This window comes from Hyphomicrobium sp. 2TAF46 (assembly GCF_052114865.1).
Lineage (GTDB): Bacteria > Pseudomonadota > Alphaproteobacteria > Rhizobiales > Hyphomicrobiaceae > Hyphomicrobium_B.
On the sequence record NZ_JBFRFO010000001.1, the window covers coordinates 411,568 to 430,000 of the forward strand.

The 18,433-nt window shown below is 60.6% G+C and carries 20 protein-coding genes and 2 rRNA genes (1 of these 22 cut by a window edge); 9 read left to right on the forward strand and 13 right to left on the reverse strand.

Translation table 11 applies throughout. The annotated features are described in order from the left end of the window. Positions 1 to 29: 29 nt before the first annotated feature. Positions 30 to 1,235 (reverse strand): DNA replication/repair protein RecF, encoded by a 1,206-nt coding sequence (gene recF / locus AB4Z24_RS01845; protein WP_441705470.1) that lies wholly within the window; start codon positions 1,233 to 1,235, stop codon positions 30 to 32. A gap of 133 nt (positions 1,236 to 1,368) precedes the next feature. Between recF and AB4Z24_RS01850 the strand changes: the two genes are divergently transcribed. Continuing rightward, positions 1,369 to 1,731, forward strand: coding sequence for an endonuclease domain-containing protein (locus AB4Z24_RS01850; RefSeq protein WP_441705472.1), 363 nt, complete (start codon positions 1,369 to 1,371; stop codon positions 1,729 to 1,731). Between the two features lie 127 nt (positions 1,732 to 1,858). On the opposite strand, the gene dnaN is transcribed toward AB4Z24_RS01850, so the two are convergent. The 4 genes from dnaN to rpsT all read right to left on the reverse strand — a co-directional run bounded on the left by dnaN (position 1,859) and on the right by rpsT (position 6,264). After that, the gene (gene dnaN, locus AB4Z24_RS01855) at positions 1,859 to 2,977 is read right to left on the reverse strand and encodes a DNA polymerase III subunit beta (RefSeq protein ID WP_441705473.1); all 1,119 of its coding nucleotides are present in this window, start codon (positions 2,975 to 2,977) and stop codon (positions 1,859 to 1,861) included. 316 nt (positions 2,978 to 3,293) lie between these two features. Next, positions 3,294 to 4,811: a chromosomal replication initiator protein DnaA gene (dnaA, locus tag AB4Z24_RS01860; RefSeq protein ID WP_441705475.1), complete on the reverse strand. Its 1,518-nt coding sequence runs from the start codon at positions 4,809 to 4,811 to the stop codon at positions 3,294 to 3,296. 110 nt (positions 4,812 to 4,921) lie between these two features. Further along, entirely contained in the window at positions 4,922 to 5,365 is a 444-nt protein-coding gene (locus tag AB4Z24_RS01865; protein WP_441705477.1) for a rhodanese-like domain-containing protein, read from the reverse strand. A gap of 632 nt (positions 5,366 to 5,997) precedes the next feature. Then, positions 5,998 to 6,264 (reverse strand): 30S ribosomal protein S20, encoded by a 267-nt coding sequence (gene rpsT / locus AB4Z24_RS01870; protein WP_290995154.1) that lies wholly within the window; start codon positions 6,262 to 6,264, stop codon positions 5,998 to 6,000. Between the two features lie 286 nt (positions 6,265 to 6,550). Here rpsT and AB4Z24_RS01875 point away from each other — a divergent pair, with 286 nt between their 5' ends. Both AB4Z24_RS01875 and AB4Z24_RS01880 read left to right on the forward strand, forming a co-directional pair. Continuing rightward, positions 6,551 to 7,135 carry a hypothetical protein gene (locus AB4Z24_RS01875; RefSeq protein WP_441705479.1) on the forward strand — a complete coding sequence of 195 codons (585 nt, stop codon included), beginning with the start codon at positions 6,551 to 6,553 and terminating at the stop codon, positions 7,133 to 7,135. A 38-nt stretch (positions 7,136 to 7,173) separates the two neighbouring features. Further along, positions 7,174 to 7,788, forward strand: coding sequence for a hypothetical protein (locus tag AB4Z24_RS01880; RefSeq protein WP_441705481.1), 615 nt, complete (start codon positions 7,174 to 7,176; stop codon positions 7,786 to 7,788). 13 nt (positions 7,789 to 7,801) lie between these two features. On the opposite strand, the gene mutM is transcribed toward AB4Z24_RS01880, so the two are convergent. Next, positions 7,802 to 8,683 carry a bifunctional DNA-formamidopyrimidine glycosylase/DNA-(apurinic or apyrimidinic site) lyase gene (gene mutM, locus AB4Z24_RS01885; RefSeq protein ID WP_441705483.1) on the reverse strand — a complete coding sequence of 294 codons (882 nt, stop codon included), beginning with the start codon at positions 8,681 to 8,683 and terminating at the stop codon, positions 7,802 to 7,804. 77 nt (positions 8,684 to 8,760) lie between these two features. Here mutM and ubiE point away from each other — a divergent pair, with 77 nt between their 5' ends. The 3 genes from ubiE (at position 8,761) to ubiB (ending at position 11,822) form a co-directional block, all read left to right on the forward strand. Continuing rightward, positions 8,761 to 9,573 carry a bifunctional demethylmenaquinone methyltransferase/2-methoxy-6-polyprenyl-1,4-benzoquinol methylase UbiE gene (gene ubiE, locus AB4Z24_RS01890; protein WP_441705485.1) on the forward strand — a complete coding sequence of 271 codons (813 nt, stop codon included), beginning with the start codon at positions 8,761 to 8,763 and terminating at the stop codon, positions 9,571 to 9,573. A 125-nt stretch (positions 9,574 to 9,698) separates the two neighbouring features. Then, positions 9,699 to 9,992, forward strand: coding sequence for a hypothetical protein (locus AB4Z24_RS01895; RefSeq protein ID WP_441705487.1), 294 nt, complete (start codon positions 9,699 to 9,701; stop codon positions 9,990 to 9,992). Positions 9,993 to 10,229: 237 nt separating this feature from the next. Further along, positions 10,230 to 11,822, forward strand: a complete 1,593-nt coding sequence (ubiB, locus tag AB4Z24_RS01900; protein WP_441705489.1) for a 2-polyprenylphenol 6-hydroxylase — start codon at positions 10,230 to 10,232, stop codon at positions 11,820 to 11,822. Between the two features lie 12 nt (positions 11,823 to 11,834). Here the strand turns inward: ubiB and AB4Z24_RS01905 are convergent, their stop codons facing one another. After that, on the reverse strand, positions 11,835 to 12,155 hold the full coding sequence (locus AB4Z24_RS01905) for a carboxymuconolactone decarboxylase family protein (protein WP_441705491.1): 321 nt from the start codon (positions 12,153 to 12,155) through the stop codon (positions 11,835 to 11,837). A 112-nt stretch (positions 12,156 to 12,267) separates the two neighbouring features. On the opposite strand from AB4Z24_RS01905, the gene AB4Z24_RS01910 reads away from it, so the two are divergent. Beyond that, complete coding sequence (locus AB4Z24_RS01910; protein ID WP_441705492.1) at positions 12,268 to 12,738, forward strand: nuclear transport factor 2 family protein; 471 nt, start codon at positions 12,268 to 12,270, stop codon at positions 12,736 to 12,738. A 41-nt stretch (positions 12,739 to 12,779) separates the two neighbouring features. Here the strand turns inward: AB4Z24_RS01910 and AB4Z24_RS01915 are convergent, their stop codons facing one another. Both AB4Z24_RS01915 and AB4Z24_RS01920 read right to left on the reverse strand, forming a co-directional pair. Continuing rightward, positions 12,780 to 13,607, reverse strand: a complete 828-nt coding sequence (locus tag AB4Z24_RS01915) for an FTR1 family iron permease (protein ID WP_441705493.1) — start codon at positions 13,605 to 13,607, stop codon at positions 12,780 to 12,782. Between the two features lie 6 nt (positions 13,608 to 13,613). Further along, positions 13,614 to 14,003, reverse strand: coding sequence for a cupredoxin domain-containing protein (locus tag AB4Z24_RS01920; RefSeq protein ID WP_441705495.1), 390 nt, complete (start codon positions 14,001 to 14,003; stop codon positions 13,614 to 13,616). 232 nt (positions 14,004 to 14,235) lie between these two features. On the opposite strand from AB4Z24_RS01920, the gene AB4Z24_RS01925 reads away from it, so the two are divergent. Beyond that, positions 14,236 to 15,075 carry a hypothetical protein gene (locus AB4Z24_RS01925; RefSeq protein WP_441705497.1) on the forward strand — a complete coding sequence of 280 codons (840 nt, stop codon included), beginning with the start codon at positions 14,236 to 14,238 and terminating at the stop codon, positions 15,073 to 15,075. A gap of 77 nt (positions 15,076 to 15,152) precedes the next feature. Here the strand turns inward: AB4Z24_RS01925 and AB4Z24_RS01930 are convergent, their stop codons facing one another. Next, on the reverse strand, positions 15,153 to 15,641 hold the full coding sequence (locus tag AB4Z24_RS01930; protein WP_441705499.1) for an aminoacyl-tRNA deacylase: 489 nt from the start codon (positions 15,639 to 15,641) through the stop codon (positions 15,153 to 15,155). Between the two features lie 287 nt (positions 15,642 to 15,928). Here AB4Z24_RS01930 and AB4Z24_RS01935 point away from each other — a divergent pair, with 287 nt between their 5' ends. Beyond that, positions 15,929 to 16,213, forward strand: coding sequence for an acylphosphatase (locus tag AB4Z24_RS01935; protein ID WP_441705501.1), 285 nt, complete (start codon positions 15,929 to 15,931; stop codon positions 16,211 to 16,213). 102 nt (positions 16,214 to 16,315) lie between these two features. On the opposite strand, the gene AB4Z24_RS01940 is transcribed toward AB4Z24_RS01935, so the two are convergent. The 3 genes from AB4Z24_RS01940 to AB4Z24_RS01950 all read right to left on the reverse strand — a co-directional run. Next, complete coding sequence (locus AB4Z24_RS01940; RefSeq protein WP_441706054.1) at positions 16,316 to 16,597, reverse strand: SEC-C metal-binding domain-containing protein; 282 nt, start codon at positions 16,595 to 16,597, stop codon at positions 16,316 to 16,318. 127 nt (positions 16,598 to 16,724) lie between these two features. Next, positions 16,725 to 16,839, reverse strand: a 5S ribosomal RNA gene (gene rrf / locus AB4Z24_RS01945). Positions 16,840 to 16,994: 155 nt separating this feature from the next. After that, positions 16,995 to 18,433, reverse strand: a 23S ribosomal RNA gene (locus AB4Z24_RS01950); it runs 1,354 nt beyond the window's last position.

Genomic DNA, 18,433 nt, shown 5'->3' on the forward strand with positions numbered 1-18,433 from the left:
GATGTGGCTGTTTGTCCCGTTACTTGGACTCAGGAAAGGCTCCTGATCTTTCCCTCTTCCACCCCCCAGAATTGCGCCTTTCCGCGAAGCGCCGAGAACGCGTCCGCGTCCGTGCCGGTCATCCACGCCTGGGCCCCGAGACGCAGGATTTCGGCGAATAGCGCTCCCCTCCGGTGGACGTCGAGATGCGCCGTGATCTCATCGAGAAGGAGGATTGGCGCAGCCCCCTCCTGCCGCTCCGTCAGAAGCTCGGCATGCGCCAGCACCAGCCCGAGCAGCAGGGCTTTCTGCTCCCCCGTCGAGCACTGACGCGCTTCGAGCGCCTTCGGACCGTGCTCGACGATGAGATCAGAGCGATGCGGTCCGTCGAGCGTGCGGCTCGCCGCCCGGTCGCGTTCGCGCGTCTCGCGGAGCGTGCGCGCATAGGCATCTTCCGCTTCGATGGCCGAAAAACGCGCGAGATCGTCCTCGATCGTTCCGACGAGTTGGAATGACGACCACGGAAACGCGGAATCAGGATCGCGCTCGCGCCGCTTCTGGACGATCGCCGCCATCGCCGCCACCGCTTCGAGGCGCGCCGCCGCAACGGCGACGCCCGTCTCCGCCATCACCTGCTCAAAGCCTGAAAGCTGCGCGTTGTCGCGCACGCCGTCGGCAAGGAGACGATTGCGGCTCGTCATCGCCCGCTCGAAACGCCCGGCGATCGTGCGATAGCTGTGATCGAAACAGAGAATGAGCCTGTCGAGAAACCGCCGCCGCTCGGAAGCGGGCCCCGTGAAGAGCCCGTCCATTGCCGGCGTCACCCAGACGATTTCGAGATAATCGCCGAGAATACCCGAACCCGACTGCGCCGAGCCGTCGATGCGCACAATGCGTCCCGCACGCTCGCTGCGCTCCGATGACCGCGAGAATTCCCCTCCCCCTTGCGGGGAGGGGTTAGGGGTGGGGGTCCTTGCTTGTAATCCCGTCCCAATATCCGCCGGTCCCGCGAGCGTATGCGCGTGCGCGGCAATCGCGAAACTGCCGTCGCCCCCAGCGCGCGCCAAATCCACGAACGGCACGCGCCGCAAGCCCGTTCCCGGCGACAGCAACGACAACGCCTCGAGCAGATTGGTCTTGCCCGACCCGTTCGCGCCGACGATCACCTGCGGCCCCGCGTCTGTCGCAACGCTCGCCGAGACATAGCTTCGGAAATTCGTCAGCGTCAGCCGCTCGACCCATAGAGAATTAGGCATCGATACCATCGGCTGCGCTTATCACCACTCGCGAGATTCTGAAATATTTCTCGATCATTCCCTCTCCCCGTCTAGGCGGGGAGAGGGTTAGGGTGAGGGGCGGCACAACTTCGATTTTGACAGCGGCACCAGAATGCGCGGGACGCAACCATGGAAAGCAAACCGTGCCCGGGTCCTTCGATCAAAAGCGACAGCGGCCGAAGACAAGCTCTGGTTCCACTTGCGCGACCGGCGGCTCGGGGGCTTCAAATTCGTTCGGCAATTTCCGATTGAAAATTATTTCGCCGACTTTGCTTGCCGCGATGCGCGTTTGATCGTGGAAATCGATGGCGGCACGCACGATGCGCCGTCCGAACTCGCCAACGATTCTAAGCGGACACAAACATTGATGGCGCTCGGCTACGAAGTTGTCCGCGTTCACAACAATGATGTCTGCGAAAACATCGACGGCGTTTTAGATCAAATACTCGCGGCATTAACGGCGCAAGATATCTGATCTGGATCTGCCCCTCACCCTGCACCCTCTCCCCATTGAGTGCAGAAATGGGGAGAGGGAATTGATCGTCACCCCACCCCTGACCCCTCCCCGTCAAGGGGAGGGGAATCCTTGGATGGAATCCTGCCTAAACCCGCATCGGCATAAGAACGTAAAGCGCGCTACCGTCGCCGCCGTCGCGCACCATCGTCGGCGAGCCGGGATCGGCGAGCAAAAACCGCGCGTCTTCGCTCTCGAGCTGATCGGCGATGTCGAGCAGATAGCGTGCGTTGAAACCGATCTCGAGCGGACCGGACGAATAGCCGACGGAAATCTCTTCCGTCGCGCTGCCGCCTTCCGGATTGTTCACCGTCAGGATCAGCTTGTCCTTGCCGACGTTGAGCTTCACCGCGCGACCGCGCTCGCTCGCGATCGTCGACACACGATCGACGGCGCTCTTGAACGACGCGTTCGGGACTTTCATTTCCTTGTCGTTGTTGTGCGGAATGACACGGCCGTAATCGGGGAACGTGCCGTCGATCAGCTTCGACGTCAGAACGACCGGCCCGATCTCGAACCTGACCTTCGTCTGCGACACGCCAACTTTGACCTTCGCGCTCGTGTCTTCGAGAAGCCGCGCAAGTTCATGCACCGTCTTCCTCGGCACGATGACGCCGGGCATACCTTCCGCGCCCTTCGGCAACGGCAGCTCCACCTGAGCCAGGCGGTGACCGTCGGTCGCAACCGCGCGCAGCGTCTTGGTGCCGTTGGTCTCGGCCGGATGCAGATAGATGCCGTTGAGGTAATAGCGCGTCTCTTCCGTCGAGATCGCGAAGCGCGTCTTCTCGATCAGCCGCTTCAAGTCGCCAGCTTCGATCGTGAACTCGTGCCCGATCTCACCGACCGCCAGATCCGGGAAGTCGTCGGCCGCGAGCGTCTGCAGGCTGAAGCGCGACTGCCCGGAGGTAATCGTCAGCCGCTCCTTGTCACCGTCGCGCTTCATCTCGATCTCGGCGCCTTCGGGAAGCTTGCGCACAATGTCGTGCAGAACGTGCGCCGGAACCGTCAGCGTGCCGGGCGTCGAAACCTTCGCGCCGACGCTCTCGCTGACCTCGCGCTCGAGATCCGTCGCCTTGAACATCAGCGCGTCGCCCGACGCCTTCAGCATGATGTTCGACAGGATCGGTATCGTCGTCCGGCGTTCGACGACGCTCGTAACGTGGCTCAGCGCCTTCAAGAGTTCCCCACGTTCGATCTCGAGACGCATATCTGTCCTCAGCATTGACTATGGAATTGCGCGTGGAATGGCGGCCTGAACACGCCGTGGCATCACGCGCGAGAAAACGGTTGGCCCGAGGCGAACGGAATCGCCCGCGGAGCCGGATCAGAGCCGAAACATGGCATCTTTTCAAGCAAGATGTATCGGCCCGCCCAGAACAAGCCCGCAACCGCGCCGATCCGGCGCGGAATCAATGGGGAATCCGAGGCATGGAACCTAGGGGACCACCCCATGGCAAGGCCGGCACTCCGGGGGAGGTGTGCCGGCCCTACGTCGCATCAGGCCGCAAGGGGTGAAGTTGCGGTCAGTGGTTGAGAAGCCTCTTCAGCTCCTCAAGCTCGTCTCCGAGGTTCGGATTCTTGCTGATTTCGCCTTCGATCTTGCGGATCGCGTGCAAAACGGTCGTGTGGTCGCGGCCGCCGAAACGGCGTCCGATCTCCGGCAGCGACCGCGCCGTCAGATGCTTGGCGAGATACATGCCGATCTGGCGCGGCCAGACGACGGAACGATGACGCCGTTGCGACAGCAGATCACCCTTCGAGACGCCGTAATGCCGCGAAATGATACGCAGAATATCCTCGATCTTGATCCGCCGCGGCTCGAGGTTCTGAACGAGATCGCGAATGACGGTCTCGGCGATGTCGAGCGTGATCGGCGTGCGCATATACTGCCACGTTGCATAAAGGCGCGTAACGGCGCCTTCGAGCTCGCGCCCGTTCTCCGTCAGCCTCGAGGCCAGGAGATCGATGACGTCCCGCGACAGCGAGAACGACGGGTCCGCCGCGCGCTTCTCGGCAAGCCGCTTGTCGAGAACTTTGAGCCGAAGCTCGTGATCGAGCGATTGCAGCTCCGTGACGAGGCCGCGCTGCAGCCGCGACCGCATGCGTTCGTTGAGCCGCTCGATCTGGTTCGGAGCGCGAGCCGAGGCAACGACCACCTGCTTGCCGCCGTCGAGTAGCGCGTTGATGATGTGATCGAATTCCTGCTCCGTCCGTTCGCCCTGCAGGAATTCAAGGTCGTCGATCAGCAGCATGTTGATGTTGCGGAACCGCTCCTTGAACGCCAAGGGATCGGAAGAGCGAAGCGCTTCGACGAACTGGTAGCGGAAGCGTTCGGCCGTCAGATAGAGAACCTGAGCGTTCGGCGCACGCTTCTTCACTTCCCAGGCAATGGCGTGGAGAAGATGACTTTTGCCGAGGCCCACCTGCGAGTGAATATAGAGCGGATTGTAGCCCGGCGCGCCCGAAAGCACGGTTTCCGCAACCTGCGTCGCGCCAGCATGCGCCATGCGGTTTGAAGCGCCGACGACGAAGCTGTCGAACGTATAGCGCGGGTCGAGCGGCGAGCCTTCAAGGCCGCCAGCCGATGTCCGCTGCGCCGGAAGCACCGGCGGGCGCAAGGCAGCAGGACGCTGCGGAAGCTCGGCGTTCTGTGCCGGGGGCGGCGTCGCCGCGGCGGTGCTCGTCGTCTCGACGGGACGCGTCTCGCCTGGCCTCTGGGCAATCGCACCCGGCTGACGCCAGATCACCTCGACGCGCTCGACCGTCGCGAACTCGACGCGAGAGCAGTGCAGCAGATGTTCGGAATAGTGTTCCTGGATCCAGTTGCGGACGAATTTGACAGGCACCGAAACCTTGACGATCCGCCCGTCGAAGCTTTCGAATTCTAGGCTCTTGAACCAGCTCGAATAGACCTCTTCGCCGAGCTGAGCCTTGAGCATCGCGCGAACCTTTTGACCGCGGCCCTCTACCGCGCCCTGAGGAGTCTCGGCGCCGTGTCCACCGCCCGCATCCTGAGACTCTGCTTTTTGTGCTGCCTGCATAGTATTTTACTCCCCGCTGATAACGCGGGACGCCCGAAAGCGCCCCCCTCTTCATCGCCCGCCGTAACCCTCCGCCGTGCGATGCCGTCTATGCCCTTCTTCGACGCCTGCTAGCCCTGCACCCAATCGAGCCCGGCGAATTTCCAGCCGGAAACTCCTCCGCGGTGCTGGCTAGCGTCCAATGATCCCTCAAAACCCTCCTCAACGTTTCGGCAACGGCTATACCCGGCCGCTGCCATCTCCTCTGCAGCCATGCGGCTGCGGCCCCCTGAGCGGCAAATGAAGAAGATCTCAGTGGTCTTCTCGACGCCCTTGGCAGCCAGCGCTGCCTCCAGACGCTTAGCGAAATCCGGAACGATCCGGCTGTCAGGAAACGTCTGCCACTCCATTCGCACCACCTCGCGATGGATCTTGGAGAGATCCGGAATTCCGACGAATGCCCACTCGGCACGCGTACGAACATCCACCAAAACGGCCGTCGGATCGTTCTCGAGACGCTTCCAAGTTTCGAGGACGGGAACGTCCTCGATGCCAGAAGCTTCCAGTTTTTCCACTTATCCCCTCACGTCCCACGCAGTACCGATAAAGACCCGCACAAGTCATCCCCAGGAAGAGCCCAGAGAATCCCCAGCTGTTAATGTCGTTGCCAAAGCAACGCCAAAGGTTAATTGCAGGTCTTTATCTATTTTGACGATGCATCCGCGGTCGCCAATTCTGTTGGCCCACGAACGCTACGCTCGCCGAACTTACCTGTGCGAACGACCGCTTTTACCCCGCTGCCATCCACTGCCAAATTTACTATCCCTTAACCTTCTTTTCGACAAGCGCCTCTCACCCCCAATATGGCCGTCCAGCGAGAAGAAAAGTTCTCCACAGGATCTGGTGACAACGTGAGTCACTTCGCAATCCCTGTGCATAAATGCCCTGACTCATTCGGGATTCTCGCACTCGAAATCACCCCGGCAGCTGTGTGGTCGCAGCTGTCATCCGTGCGTCATTTTTTTTTGGAGCCGGGGCCGGGCGAGAGCCGGGCAACTCGTCAGTCCACCCTCCAAGAACCGCTGATGAGCGGGATTCCAGCAGGTTAATGACGTTAAAAAAACAGCGGGCCCGAAATCGGACCCGCTCTTTACCGGTGCGAATATGCAACAGGGCGGAAAATTGGCCCCTGTTATTCACATGTACGTTACGCGCTCATCGCCTTGACACGCTGCGTCAGCCTCGAAACCTTCCGGCTGGCCGTACGCTTGTGCATGATGCCCTTCTGAGCACTGCGGACGAGCAGGGGCTCGGCGGCGGCGAGAGCAGCCTTGGCCTTCGTGGGATCGCCCGACTGAATGGCTTCTTCCACAGCGCGAACGTGGGTTTTCACGCTCGAGTGGCGGCTCTTGTTAACTTCAGTGCGGCGGATCATCTGGCGCGCGGCTTTTTTCGCCGACGACGTGTTAGCCATAGGTTGTCCTTACGTTGCTACGAATACGCCCGCGCGATAGCGGAGAGCTAGGCGAGGCGGTGGGTTGAAGAAATCTCTCGTCGGCCCAGGATTGTTGGTCCAGGCACACGGTTTGCGGGGGGTATAGCCGTCCGAAAGTGATCGGTCAATGAATCAGCACGGCGAAAACGCCCGATTCCGGGCGAATGCGATGTCGCTGCCGGTCGCAGCGCATTTAGCGGCCAATTGCGATAAGCCAAATGGTCGATAAGGCCGAAGCCCGGCATCTTGGGGGGACCTCTAGAGCATGTTGTCTTGGACCGGATGGCTGTTTGCCCTGGCAGCCGCCATTTTTGCGACCATCCTGGCCGCCGCCGCGAACCAGCCGATGCTGCAGATGGCAGCAGCAGCAGCCGTATCGCTAGCTATCGCCCTGCTCGCGATCCGCGACCACGGGAAGCTCAGGAATGCCGGAGGACCGCCGAGCGCCGTCGCAAGTTCGACCGCGCGCTACCTCGCCTTGCTTTGGGGTTGGGCTGCGCTGACGCTGTTGATAACTTACCTGTTCATCATCCAGCAGCACTGGGCCGAGTGGTGGCAATTCTTCCTCGGCTTCGCTTTCGCAGCCGTCGCGAGCCTCGGTTTTTCGGCCATGCTCGACCGCGACCGTGCCGCCGGCAACACCGACCTGACCCTCGTCAAATTCGGGCGCGTCCTGCTACAGGCGCAGCTGCTCGGCATGGTCGCCGGAGTTGTGAGCCTCTTCGTCGACGGCAAATTTCCACGCGCCGAAACCTACGCCGACTGGGCCGGCTGCAACATCTTCTTCTTCGGCGCCCTCGCGATTGCAGCGATCAGCCTCGATGCATTACGGTCACCCGCTCACGCGTGATTGAAGACCAACCGCCCCGATCGGAACATTCGACCGAAATGACGTTGCGCCCATCGCTTCCCTGGCTGCTGTTCACTCTGGCTGCTGCACTTGTTGCCATGTACCTGGCCGCAAGCGCCGTGCTGAAAGTCGAAGCTGCGATCGCTGCGGCGGTCTTCGCATTGGTCATCATCGTGTCGGCGATACGGACGAACGCACCGGCGTGGCGGCGGCCGCCGGGCGCCACTGGGCCGACGCCGCGCGAAGCGCTCTTCAGCACCACCCAGCTTATGATGATCTCCTATCTCTGGTGCGCCATCGCCTTCTACGCGATCTATCTCGGCACCCACACGCGCTGGCAGCACGGTTGGGAATACGGCACCGCCATCCTGCTCATCGCCGGTGCCCACGCCTATTACCTGAGGCGCCTCGGCGATCCGGCCGACAACATGTCGAGCCCACCGGCAATCGAGCGCATGGTGAGATTTGCGGCCTGTCAGGCTTTCCTGATCGGCGCCGGACTGATCTGGCTCATCGGTTCGGGAAAGCTGGCGACGCTCAAGGGCGACTGGGCGGCGAACCAGCTATTTCTCGCCGGTGGTTTCGCGGTGATTTGCCTGAGCGCCATCATCGTCAAGACCAACAGCGTCCTGACCGAGCGTCACGCCAACTGACGTCTCCCACGCTTCAGCGCTGGCAACGCGGGCAATAGAACGTCGCCCGTCCCGAGTGAACGACGCGCCGTATCTCACCGCCGCAACCCGGCGTCTGACAAGGCGACCCAGCGCGATCGTAAACCCCGAACCGTTCTTGAAACGCACCGCGCTTTCCATCCGCATGCCGGTAATCACGGAGCGTCGAGCCCCCGGCCTCGATGGCCCGCTCAAGGACGTCGCGGATTGCTGGCACGAGCCTGATCGCCCCTTCCGTTGGAACGCCACGCCGGTTCGCGAGGCTCTTCGCCGACCTGTTTGGCGATAGCCCGGCTTGAAACAGCGCCTCCGAAACGTAGATGTTGCCGAGCCCCGCAACGACGTGTTGGTCCATCAGGAAGGCTTTGAGATTGACCTTCCGGCTCTTCGCCTTGGAGGCGAGATAGTCCGGCGTCAGCTCCGCGCCGAGCGGCTCGGCGCCAAGCTCGCGAAAGAGCGGATGCTGCAAGCGTTCGGCGCGCGCCAACATCACCATGAAGCCGAACCGTCGCGGATCGTTGTAAATCACGCGCGTCCCGCCCTTGAGATGAAGCACGACATGATCGTGGGCCGGATCCGGCGCCGCCCCATGCGCGTATTGGCCGGGCGTATCGGCCGTCCCGTCATGCACGATCGTAAAGCGCCCGGTCATGCCGAGATGCATGACGAGATCTTCGCCGTTCGAAAGCGACGCAATCAGATACTTCGCCCGCCGTTCGAGGCCGATGACGGTCTGCCCCGCCACCCGTTCCGCGAACCTTTCGGGCAGCGGAAATCGCAAATCCGGACGCCGGGCCTCGAGCGACGCGATCCGGCTGCCGACGAGAACGGGCGCGAGGCCCCGGCGAACGGTTTCGACCTCCGGAAGTTCGGGCATGGCTCCCAAATACCTGGCGTTGAGGATGAGTTGAGCCGACGATAGCGCGACGGCGCGCGAACGGCTATGCTGCGGATATGGATCAGAATTCCCAAACTGCAAGTCAGCAAAGCGGCCAAGGCGCCAGCCAAAGCAATAGCGATAGTACCGCGTCTTTCGGCTTCCGCGCCGTTCCCGAGAGCGAGCGTCAGGGCCTCGTGAACAAGGTCTTCGCGTCGGTCGCCGGCCGCTACGACCTGATGAACGACCTGATGTCCGGCGGCATGCACCGGCTGTGGAAGCGTGAGTTCGTCACGATGCTGAACCCGCCGCGCGGCGCGACGTCGTTCAAGCTGCTCGACGTTGCCGGTGGCACCGGCGACATCGCCATGCGCTATGCGAACGACAGTGGACCGAACGCCACCGCCGTCATCTGCGACATCAGCCCCGAGATGCTGGAAGTCGGCCGCCGCCGCATCGCTGACGCAGGCCTGCAAAATCGCATTCAGTGCATCGAGGGCAACGCAGAAGAATTACCGTTCGAGACCAGCAGCTTCGACGGCTACACGATCGCATTCGGCATCCGCAACGTCACCCACATCGACAAGGCGCTCGCCGAAGCTTATCGCGTCTTGAAGCCCGGCGGCCGCTTCCTTTGTCTCGAATTTTCCGAATGCCGTGTTCCGGTTCTCGATCGCCTGTACGACTTTCACTCATTCGAGATCATTCCGCGCCTTGGCCAACTGACCGCCGGAGACGCTGAGTCTTATCGCTATCTCGTTGAAAGCATCCGCCGCTTCCCGACTCAGGAGAAATTCGCGGAACTCGTTCGCAGTGCAGGATTTTCCCGCGTCAGTTACCGCAATTTGACGGGCGGCATCGCGGCCATCCACGGCGGCTGGAAGATCTGACGGCAACTATCCAACGGTGTTCTGACCTCGCCTGCGTGTCTCCAATTGACGCCGCCCGAGACCGTTCATAGTTTTCCACATGGGAAGGGAAGAAGCGTTTTCTTCCCTAGGAGGAGGTGGGACTCATGAAATCGATAGCACTTGCCTGTACGTTGACCGCCGCCGTCATCTCGCTTGGCGCGGGCGCAGCAAACGCCGGATGTATGACGAAAGCAGCGGTCGCAACTTCGACGTCGGCCGATTCGGCGAAGTGGTTTGCGATGGAAACGATGGTGCAGAACGTCAGCTGGGGCCTCTGGCCGGGCTTCCTCGCAAACGGCGACGTTGCGGGCTACAAGGTCACCAATAAGCAGTACCGGTGCAGCCCCGATGGCGGCATGGTCACCTGCCACGGCCGCGCGACCTTCTGCGCGAAATAAGCCGATTTGAAATTTGGAATTCCGGAAGCGCCCGTGTTCGCACGCGGGCGCTTTTCGTTTGCGCCCTCGGCAGCCACGCGTTGTATGGCAACTTCGTCGCCGCGCTTCGCAATGGCGCAGGATATTTAACCGTCTTTACCCGATACATGGGCTTTGCTTGACCTGAACGCATCGCGGCGCAATGTGGCGCGACGCTGGCCATTGGCCCCTTGAACTGAGGACCACGAAACTTTCACCATGCCCGGAGCGATCGTTAACACGCTGAGACTCGCGCGCGCCGGATTTGTGCTTGCACAGTATGGGGTTCGCTTCGTGCCGAAAGGCATTGCCGTTCCGCTGCCGCTGAAGATCGCGCGTGCGGCAACGCTGCCCGTCGAATTCCTGTCTGCACCGTTTCAGAAAAGCGTGCCGCGATCGACGCGCGTCGCGACCGCGCTGACCAAGCTCGGACCGAGCTACGTCAAGCTCGGCCAGTTCCTCGCGACCCGCGCCGACGTCATCGGGCCTGAACTGTCAGCGGACCTGCGCCACCTTCAGGACAAGGCCGAACCCTTCTCGATGGCGGAAGCCCGCGAAGCGGTTGAGCGCGCCCTCGGCGGTAAACTCGAAGATCACTTCGTCGAGTTCGGTCCGCCCGTCGCGGCGGCATCGATCGCCCAGGTCCACAAGGCGTACGTGCTCGACGGCGGCGTCCGCAAAGCCGTCGCAGTCAAAATCCTGCGCCCCAATATCGAGAAGCGCTTCAATCGCGATCTCGACAGCTATTATTTCGCAGCCCAGATGATCGAGCGCTTCTATCCGCCCTCACGGCGTTTGAAGCCCGTCGCCGTCGTCGACAATCTGAAGCACACGACCGCGCTCGAAATGGACCTCCGCCTCGAGGCGGCGGCAATTTCCGAGATGGCGTCGAACACCACCGCCGACGAAGGCTTCCGCGTTCCGGCAATCGACTGGAAGCGCACCGCCAAGCGCGTGCTGACGATCGAATGGGTCGACGGCATCCCGATCTCGCAACGCGAAACACTGAAGGCGAAGGGTTTCGACACCGCCGCGCTCGGCCTGACGGTGTTGCGCTCGTTCCTTCGCCACGCGATGCGCGACGGCTTCTTTCATGCCGACATGCACCAGGGCAATCTGTTCGTCGACGCGGATGGTAAGGTTGTCGCCGTCGACTTCGGCATCATGGGCCGGCTCGGTCTCCCCGAACGGCGTTTCCTTGCCGAGATTCTGCACGGTCTCATCACCCGCGATTATCATCGCGCCGCCGCGATCCACTTCGAAGCCGGATACGTGCCGCCCCATCACACGGTCGAGGAATTTGCGCAGGCGATGCGCGCCATCGGCGAGCCCATTCAGGGCCGGACGGCGGAAGAAATTTCGATGGCCGATCTGCTTGGCCAGCTATTCGCCTACACTGAAGTCTTCGACATGGAGACGCGGCCGGAACTCATCCTGCTCCAGAAGAGCATGGTCATTGTCGAGGGCGTCGCGCGCGACCTCGATCCATCGCTCAATGTCTGGGTTGCGGCCGAACCCGTCGCCAAGGAATGGATGGAGTCGAACCTTTCGCCGCTCGGCCGCCTCCGCGAGGCAGGACGCGGCGCCGAAGAGATCGGCGAAGTCCTGCTGAAATCGCCGGCGCTTCTCCAGAACCTTGCGCAGGTGATCACAGGCTTTTCAGAAATGGCGCGCTCAGGCCTCCACCTCGACGACGAGTCTACGGAAAATATTGCGTCTCGCTCCAAGCGCAGCCGCGTGGGCGACGCCGCGCTTTGGATCGGCGCGCTGAGCCTCGCCCTCATCGCCGTCAAACTCCTCGGCGTCTTCTGATCGCCGAGTTGCTCACTTCTTTGCCTTGCGCGGACCGACCAGATGCGTGCCGTGCGCGATCGCCGCCGTCGCCCGCATCGCCGCAGCGATATAGACGACTTCCGCAATTTCGGCCTCGGTGACGCCTGCGTTCTCAGCGTTGGTGCGGTGGACTTCCAGGCTGTACGGGCACTGCGTCGCCAGCGCCACGCCGAGCGCGATCAATTCCTTATAGCGCCTGGGAATAACCCCCGGCGCCATCGCCGCCCGGTCGAAATTCTCGAATGCCGCCATCGTCGCCGCCGAAAGATTACGAAGGTGCGGCAGATTGGATAGATTGGCGATATCGTACATTTGGTACCCTCCGAGGCTCGCCGTCACTTGCGCCGGCGATTTGCAAGGAAACTCGTGACGTTTTGCGCTGAGGTCAAGCCGCCGTAGAAGCGGAAAAACTGAGGAGATGAGCATGTCGGACGTTCGGCCGCCGCTACCGCCATTCACCCGCGAAACCGCAATTCAGAAAGTTCGAGCCGCCGAAGACGGATGGAATAGCCGCGACCCGAAAAAGGTGTCGCTCGCATACACGCTCGATAGCCGCTGGCGCAATCGCGCCGAGTTTCCCGTCGGCCGCGAACAGATCGTCGAGTTTCTGACGCGCAAATGGAACCGCGAGCTCGACTATCGCCTGATCAAGGAGCTGTGGGCCTTCGAAGGTAATCGCATCGCCGTCCGCTTCGCCTACGAATTCCATGATGACAGCGGCCAATGGTACCGCTCATACGGCAATGAGAATTGGGAATTCGATGACAATGGCCTGATGCGCTTGCGCTACGCCAGCATCAACGACCTGAGGATCTCTGAAGCCGAGCGCAAATATCACTGGCCGCTCGGACCGCGCCCTGCCGATCATCCGGGGCTTTCCGAACTCGGCCTCTGAATGAAAAGTCGGCGCCAGGAATTCCCGGCGCCGATTTTTTTTTATGCGCTGAGCACGGGCTTGTCCGCCGGTGCGCGCCGCACGAACCCGAGAAGAAAAATGGTCCCCGCGGTGATCCCATAGGCGATCAGCTGCATGCCCGTTGGCCTATCCATATAGCCAATCAAAACGTGCAGGATCTGTCCCGGCCAGCTCTTTTCCGAGAGCAGCCAGGATGTATTCCAAACCGGCGTGTCGAGAACATTGAGGAGACCGGCGTTAGAAAGCTGCGCCACGGCGGATGCGGCCAAGCCCGCAGCGAGCAGCGTCACCAGAACACCCGTCACCGAGAACATGCGCTTCAGCGGAATTGCAGCAAGCCCGAAATAAAGTACCGCCGACACGGCTGCGCCGAGCGCCAGCCCAATGGCCGACCCAAGCAGCAGTTGGCCCGCCGTTTCCGTTCCACCCATGACAATGCCGGTCATGAAGAGCACGACCTCGCTACCCTCGCGCATGACCGCAATAGCAACGGCAGCTCCAAGTGCGAAAAGCGATTGGCGTCCCGCGGTAACATCGCTCCCGAGTTGCCGAAGCTGCTGCGTCATCTCGCGCGCGTGCTCCGCCATCCAGACGACGTGCCAAGCCAACATTACGACAGCGAAAAGCAGAATTGCGGCAATGAAAATTTCATGCCCGCGGCCGTCGAATGCGTTCGAGATGCCGGCCGCGAAGAACGCGACGATAGCAGACCCGATAATCCCGGCGACGATGCCAAGAAACACCGCGCTGCCTCGTCCGACCACGCCACGCGAGGCGGCAAGCACCACACCGACGATCAGACCGGCTTCGAGAACTTCGCGGAAAACGAGAACGAGCGCAGCAAGCATGGGCGATTACTCCGCAACGATATGGCCCAACGCCGTATCCTGGTGAAATTCGCCGAAGAACATGTAGGTCCCGGGCTTCAGCGGCTTCACGCGGATGATGGCCTCGCTGTTACCGGCGATGACTTTCTCGAATCCGAGTTCGTAGCTCTCGAACTCTTCCGGAGTGGCGTCTTGGTTTTTGACCGTAATCTTGATCGGCTTGCCGACCGGCAGCTTCAATGCATCCGGTTCGAACTTGTGATCCTTGATCGAGATTTGGACCTCGTGCTCTTCCTCAGTAGCCTGGACCTCGAAGGTGCCAATCCACACGCCGACGAGAGCGAAAAGAGCGACGGCCAATGCGGAAAAAAGGGAGCGGAAACTCGCGATGTTGCGCGAGTAAGACGAAGTGCTCATTGCATCTCCTAATAGGTCAGGATTCAAGGTCCCGAGATCAGGCTAAGCGCCAGCTAGAGCCCAAGTAGCCAATAAGAGTCAAGAATTTTTCCTCCCGAAAGAGTGCTGCGAATTTTATAAATTCGTGAGGTTTGAGAAGGGGCTGATGGGGCGCATCCAGGATCGCCATTTTTTGGCCAGGAGATTGGGGTGCATATGCAGTGCGGGAATAGTCAGCCACTGAGGATTGGCCATGCATTTCCGCGCTTCCCGTTCGACCGATGCGTTCCCGGACTACGATCTGGAAGACGTGCTGATGCGGGCCGACGAGCCCGAGGCCTTCTACGCAGGAGAGCCAATATCGGCGCCGCCACGAAAGCGCGGCAATCCGGTTCGGAAGTTCTATTTATTCTTATTCTTATTCTTAGCCGTGGGCGCGGGCGCTGGCCTCGTCCATTATGGCGCTCCTTGGCAGCAATGGGTGTCCAGCATCGAGCAGGTTGTCTCGTCGACCATAAGCGCGAGACAGCCGTCTGCGCCGCTCGAACCGGTGCCGCCGAAAGACGTGGCTATGGCGGAAAATTCCGGTCCACTTCCGCCATCGACACCGCCCGCGCCAAATTCCCAGCCGTTACCTGAAGTCGTCATTGCGGCAGCGCCAGGCGCGGAAACGGGGTCGCCCGCTTCAGAGGAAAAATCCGACGCCGCCGCGACTGAGACATCAGCGGTGCCGGCTGCACCTGCCGATCCGTATCGCAAGCGTGCGGAAGCCGCGGGTCTTCATCCCGATCTCTCGCATGTGCTGCTCGCACGGCTGACGGCGGCAGATTATCGCAACGCCGCCTTCGCAATCGATAAAGCCCTGAAGACAGTTCCGGACGATGGCGTTTTCGAGTGGCCGCACTCTCGCAAAAACGGGAGCGCCGTTTTCAATATCCATTTCGTCGCCGGCGCCGGGCACGATTGCCGCCGTTATGTCGTGACCGTCACCAAGGATCGCTGGACGACGACGGCGCTGCCGATGGAACGATGCGGCGTCAAGGTCGCGTACCGTGGAGCGACCGGAGCGACCAAGGAACAATCGATCGAATAGAGCCGGATGCACCGCAGTCCGCTAGTTCTAGAGCAAGCTCACGCGCCGACGGCGTGAGCTCTCTTTCGGTCTCCGGATTATCCTGGCGACGTCATTCGGCGGTGCTCGCCGATATGGACATGCGGAACATCGCTCATCAGGCGATGGAAATTACGGCCCGTCAAATGCACGAGCGTGCGATGATCACCGCCCTCGAAGTAGATGTCGTTGAAGCCCTCGAGGCTTTCGTCGACGACCGCCATCAAATCATAAGCGCCTGCGACGGGTGGAATGCAGCCCAACTCGCAATCGCCAAAAATGGTCGATGCTTCCGTCTCGCTCGCAAGCACGATCGGCTCTTTGAGCCAATCGGACAGCGCCTTGACCTCTACGCGACAGGAAGCTGGCACGATCGCCAGAAGGTAGCCGTCTTCGCGCCTCATGAGGACGCCTTTTGCCAAGTTGTCTTCGGATATGGAACTGGCGCGCGCCGTCTCTGATGAGGAATGCGTACGTTCGTGGGTCATCACATCGTAAGGCACGCCCCGACCGTCGAGATATTGCTGGAGTGATATCGCGATACCCATGGCACATCTCCGTTCCGGCCGTCCCGTAGACGGCCCGTTGTAGCCGGAGAAACCCAACTGTGCTTTCGCTCGCCGATGCACCATACGAAGCGGCATCTTATGCGGCAGCGACTGACTCGACGGTTCAGCACAGAGTGCATCCCACCAGCCGTACTCATTGCTGTTTGAAGTATAGTCCCGCTGTCCGGGCGCTCGCAACAAATCGCCGCGCCTGCGGAGGCAAGCGTTAATATCGCGTGATTGCCGAGCAGCCCGGTCGCGAACCCGAACACCGAGAGATCGAATTAATGGATAGCGTCCGCACCGTGCACGTCCGCGTTGAGGGCCGCGTCCAAGGCGTCGGCTATCGCGCGTGGGTCGAAGGAACGGCGCGGACGATGGGTCTTACGGGTTGGGTCAGAAACCGCCGCGACAGATCGGTCGAGATCGCGTTGCAAGGGCCGGTCGAACGGGTGGATGAAATGCTGAAAAAATGCGAGCACGGACCGCCAAATGCTCACGTTACGAAGGTCGAAATTCTGGGCGAAGGTGTCGGCGCCTACGACGGTTTCGACGTTCTGCCGACCACGTGAAAAACAAAAAAGCGCGCCGTCGCCAGCGGCGACGCTTGATAATGATGCTCTAATCGCGCTCTCTAAAAATAGTAGGCGCGCAAGACGCCGTCATATTTGCCGCTATCCATGCAGCAACGTTTGAAACCTGCGTCCTGATCCGCACGGGCACGGATCGTTGCGGCCCAGCTTTTCGACGAGTTCGACGTCGCCATGAACGACGCGATCACCGCGCTTGACTTGTGTTTCGGAAGGGAAAGATTTGCGACGCTTGCTAGAGACTTCAAAAGCAGGGCAGGTCGTCGAAGCTTCTGGACTTTCTTGCCATGGCACACCTCCATCAGCGGCTTGCAACACAAAAAACGCGCCGCTGGCACAAGGCACAGCGGCGCGTTTTGAATTCATATAGAGGGCACTGATTGACTTCGTTTTATGCGCGGATGCCAAGCCCGGTTGCCTTGTGGGCAACTGAAGGGCCACTCAAGAGTGGGCATCTGAAGCGCTATTAAAGAGTCACATGACGTCTCGGCAGACCTGGCAACGACCTACTCTCCCGCGTCTTAAGACGAAGTACCATCGGCGCAGGGGCGTTTCACGGCCGAGTTCGGAATGGGATCGGGTGCAGCCACCCCGCCATAATCACCAGGTCGGCGGAGACGTCATATGACTTCTGTTTCTGGTCTTTTCTGAACAATGCCTACGCTCATCGCGGCGCTCGTGAGAGCGGCGCCAGCCAACACCGCGTCGCGTTTCTTCCGCGACGAGCGGCGTAAGGCCAAACGATGAGCATTGCTAAATGAGAGCAATCAAGCCAATCGAGTTATTAGTACCGGTAAGCTACACGCCTTGCAGCGCTTCCACACCCGGCCTATCAACGTGGTGGTCTTCCACGACTCTCGAGGGAGAACTCGTTTTGAGGTGGGTTTCCCGCTTAGATGCTTTCAGCGGTTATCCCGTCCGTACATAGCTACCCTGCTGTGCCGTTGGCACGACAACAGGTCCACCAGAGGTACGTCCATCCCGGTCCTCTCGTACTAAGGACAGATCCTCTCAATTCTCCTACACCTACGGCAGATAGGGACCGAACTGTCTCGCGACGTTCTGAACCCAGCTCACGTACCACTTTAAATGGCGAACAGCCATACCCTTGGGACCTGCTCCAGCCCCAGGATGTGATGAGCCGACATCGAGGTGCCAAACGACGCCGTCGATATGGACTCTTGGGCGTCATCAGCCTGTTATCCCCGGCGTACCTTTTATCCGTTGAGCGATGGCCCTCTCACAAAGAACCACCGGATCACTATGGCCGTCTTTCGACTCTGCTCGACTTGTCAGTCTTGCAGTCAGGCGGGCTTATGCCATTGCACTCGACGGTTGATTTCCGACCAACCTGAGCCCACCTTCGCACGCCTCCGTTACGATTTAGGAGGCGACCGCCCCAGTCAAACTGCCCACCATGCGCTGTCCCGGATCCGGATAACGGACCGCGGTTAGACAACCATAATCACTAGGGTGGTATTTCACATTTCGGCTCCACCCGAGCTAGCGCCCAGGTTTCATAGCCTACCACCTATTCTACACAAGCAGTCACGATTGCCAGTGCAAAGTTGCAGTAAAGGTGCACGGGGTCTTTCCGTCTAACCGCAGGAACCCCGCATCTTCACGGGGAATTCAATTTCACTGAGTGTGTGCTGGAGACAGTGGGGAAGTCGTTACGCCATTCGTGCAGGTCGGAACTTACCCGACAAGGAATTTCGCTACCTTAGGACCGTTATAGTTACGGCCGCCGTTTACTGGGGCTTCGATTCAAGGCTTGCACCTCTCCTCTTAACCTTCCAGCACCGGGCAGGCGTCAGGCCATATACGTCGTCGTTGGACTTAGCATAGCCCTGTGTTTTAGGTAAACAGTCGCCACCCCCTAGTTTGTGTCCTGCCCTTCCGGTTGCCCGAAAAGACAGCCTGCTTCTCCCGAAGTTACGCAGGTAATTTGCCGAGTTCCTTCAGCACACTTCGCTCAAGCTCCTTGGTATTCTCTACCAGTCCACCTGTGTCGGTTTCGGGTACGGTCTACGTGGGGGCTATTTCCAGGGACACATTCGCTGCCTCGGCAATCCAATAAGCCTCAACAACTTGCTGCATCCGTCACACACCCACTGGCCCACGAATATTAACGTGGTTCCCATCGACTACGGCTTTCGCCCTCGCCTTAGGGGCCGGCTAACCCTGCGCAGATTAACTTTA

Coding starts and splice junctions, on each gene's coding strand:
- AB4Z24_RS01905 (WP_441705491.1), bottom strand. CDS start 12,155: ATGTACGATATCGCCAATCTATCCAATCTGCCGCACCTTCGTAATCTT.
- dnaA (WP_441705475.1), bottom strand. CDS start 4,811: ATGCAGGCAGCACAAAAAGCAGAGTCTCAGGATGCGGGCGGTGGACAC.
- ubiE (WP_441705485.1), top strand. CDS start 8,761: ATGGATCAGAATTCCCAAACTGCAAGTCAGCAAAGCGGCCAAGGCGCC.
- AB4Z24_RS01930 (WP_441705499.1), bottom strand. CDS start 15,641: ATGGGTATCGCGATATCACTCCAGCAATATCTCGACGGTCGGGGCGTG.
- mutM (WP_441705483.1), bottom strand. CDS start 8,683: ATGCCCGAACTTCCGGAGGTCGAAACCGTTCGCCGGGGCCTCGCGCCC.
- rpsT (WP_290995154.1), bottom strand. CDS start 6,264: ATGGCTAACACGTCGTCGGCGAAAAAAGCCGCGCGCCAGATGATCCGC.
- AB4Z24_RS01935 (WP_441705501.1), top strand. CDS start 15,929: ATGGATAGCGTCCGCACCGTGCACGTCCGCGTTGAGGGCCGCGTCCAA.
- AB4Z24_RS01875 (WP_441705479.1), top strand. CDS start 6,551: ATGTTGTCTTGGACCGGATGGCTGTTTGCCCTGGCAGCCGCCATTTTT.
- AB4Z24_RS01920 (WP_441705495.1), bottom strand. CDS start 14,003: ATGAGCACTTCGTCTTACTCGCGCAACATCGCGAGTTTCCGCTCCCTT.
- ubiB (WP_441705489.1), top strand. CDS start 10,230: ATGCCCGGAGCGATCGTTAACACGCTGAGACTCGCGCGCGCCGGATTT.
- AB4Z24_RS01910 (WP_441705492.1), top strand. CDS start 12,268: ATGTCGGACGTTCGGCCGCCGCTACCGCCATTCACCCGCGAAACCGCA.
- AB4Z24_RS01925 (WP_441705497.1), top strand. CDS start 14,236: ATGCATTTCCGCGCTTCCCGTTCGACCGATGCGTTCCCGGACTACGAT.
- AB4Z24_RS01880 (WP_441705481.1), top strand. CDS start 7,174: ATGACGTTGCGCCCATCGCTTCCCTGGCTGCTGTTCACTCTGGCTGCT.
- recF (WP_441705470.1), bottom strand. CDS start 1,235: ATGCCTAATTCTCTATGGGTCGAGCGGCTGACGCTGACGAATTTCCGA.
- AB4Z24_RS01895 (WP_441705487.1), top strand. CDS start 9,699: ATGAAATCGATAGCACTTGCCTGTACGTTGACCGCCGCCGTCATCTCG.
- AB4Z24_RS01940 (WP_441706054.1), bottom strand. CDS start 16,597: ATGAATTCAAAACGCGCCGCTGTGCCTTGTGCCAGCGGCGCGTTTTTT.
- AB4Z24_RS01915 (WP_441705493.1), bottom strand. CDS start 13,607: ATGCTTGCTGCGCTCGTTCTCGTTTTCCGCGAAGTTCTCGAAGCCGGT.
- dnaN (WP_441705473.1), bottom strand. CDS start 2,977: ATGCGTCTCGAGATCGAACGTGGGGAACTCTTGAAGGCGCTGAGCCAC.
- AB4Z24_RS01850 (WP_441705472.1), top strand. CDS start 1,369: ATGCGCGGGACGCAACCATGGAAAGCAAACCGTGCCCGGGTCCTTCGA.